1 protein-coding gene is annotated in these 1,935 nt (G+C 67.8%); it reads left to right on the top strand.

Annotated elements, in window-relative coordinates:
• The first annotated feature begins 269 nt into the window (after positions 1 to 269).
• A complete protein-coding gene (locus DRB06_RS12905) occupies positions 270 to 1,649 on the top strand; it encodes a UTP--glucose-1-phosphate uridylyltransferase (RefSeq protein WP_111820166.1) in 1,380 nt (459 codons plus the stop codon).
• Positions 1,650 to 1,935 lie beyond the last annotated feature (286 nt).

The raw sequence follows: 1,935 nt of genomic DNA on the forward strand, positions 1-1,935 counted from the left end.
ATGTCCTGAGACATAACAGGTACGAACCGTCGTCGTTCATGCCGAACCGTTGCTGCTACCTGACGAACCGTCACAGGAACACACGAACCGTCCACCCCACGGCGGCCCGAGGACGTCCTCATCGGCCCGAGAAGGTCCTTTGTCCGGTGAGAACGTCCCGTTGCCTCTCCTACCCCACGTACAGCCTTCGCCTGGCGGCCGACCACCCCTACAAGCGCGAGCGGCCACTTTGATATGGAGACTTGGGCGCGGTGGGATAGCCTTTTCCCATGAGCACCACCGGATTGGCCGCTGCCCAGGCAAAGATGCGCGACGCCGGCGTCGCCGAGCAGGCCATCGACGTTTTCAGCCACTACTACCGCGCCCTTGAGGAGGGAGCCACCGGGCTCGTCCCCGAGGACACCATTGAGCCGCTCACGCAGATCGACTCGATCGACGACGTCGAGGTCGACGACGCCGCGGCCCGCGAGGCACTGAGCAAGACCGTCCTGATCAAGCTCAACGGGGGGCTCGGCACCTCCATGGGCATGGACCGGGCCAAGTCGCTGCTGCCGGTGCGCGACGGCAAGAGCTTCCTGGACCTGCTGGTGGATCAGGTGATGGCCGCCCGTGCCCGCTATGACGTCACCCTGCCACTGATCTTCATGGACTCCTTCCGCACCCGCGAGGACACGCTGGCGGCCCTCGCTGCCCACCCGGGCATCGAGGTGGAGGGGATCCCGCTGGACTTCCTGCAGAACCGGGAGCCCAAGTTGCGCGCCGACGACCTCACCCCGGTGCAGTGGGAGGCGGACCCGAGCCTGGAGTGGTGCCCGCCCGGCCACGGCGACATCTACACCGCCCTGGTGGCCTCCGGCGTGCTGGACGCACTGCTGGAACGCGGCTACAAGTACGCGATGACCTCCAACTCGGACAACCTGGGCGCGGCCCCGAGCGCCCGCATCGCCGGCTGGTTCGCCGCCTCCGGCGCCCCCTACGCCCCCGAGCTGTGCAGGCGCACCCCCGCCGACGTCAAGGGCGGCCACCTGGCGGTGCGCAAGGCGGACGGCCGCATCATCCTGCGCGACACCGCGCAGACCCCGCCCGAGGAGATGCACTACTTCACCGACCAGTTCCGCCACCCCTTCTTCCACACCAATAACCTCTGGTTCGACCTGGAGGTGCTGCGGGACACGCTGACCGAGCGAAACGGCATTCTGGGGCTGCCGCTGATCCGCAACGCCAAGACGGTCGACCCCGCCGACCCCGAGTCGACGCCGGTCATCCAGCTGGAAACCGCCATGGGCGCCGCCGTGGAGGCCTTCGACGGCGCCACCGCCGTGGAGGTGCCGCGCAGCCGCTTCCTGCCGGTCAAGACCACCAATGACCTGCTGCTGATCCGTTCGGACGTGTATGCGGTGGATGCCGACGAGCTGCTGCAGCAGGTGCCCGAGCAGGCCTGCGTGGTCGACCTGGATCCGCGCTACTACAAGCGGATCGCCGACTTCGAGGCGCGTTTCCCGCACGGGGTCCCCTCCATCCGCGACGCACGCAGCCTGACGGTGCGGGGCGACTGGACCTTCGGGGCCGACGTCGTCGCCACCGGGGACGCGACCGTGACCGAGGCGGGGGCACCCGGGGTGATCGCCGACGGCGCCCGGCTGGGCTGAGCTGCCCGACGGCGGCTTAGGGGCGCCCCCCCGAGCACACGTGGGCCCGGTACGTGCTTCACGCACGTTTCCATCGCAAATACACGAGTCTTGGAGCTTCGCATGCGCCCTGCACCTGTAAAGCTCCAAGACTCGTGACTATGACGCAAACTCGTGTGGACTGCCTGCGTCTACTTGGACTGCCTGAATGGTCCTGCGTTTTGCACGACCTCGGGCCGCGTTCCACGACCTTGGTGTGTGTTGCACGACCACCCCGGGGTCGTGGAATGTGCACCAGGGTCGTGCA

It is taken from the genome of Actinomyces sp. Z5 (assembly GCF_003287795.1).
In the GTDB taxonomy this organism is placed as follows: Bacteria; Actinomycetota; Actinomycetes; order Actinomycetales; family Actinomycetaceae; genus Actinomyces; species Actinomyces glycerinitolerans.

Bases quoted from the DNA above. Each gene is read 5' to 3' on its own strand.
- DRB06_RS12905 (WP_111820166.1), top strand. From the start codon at position 270: ATGAGCACCACCGGATTGGCCGCTGCCCAGGCAAAGATGCGCGACGCC.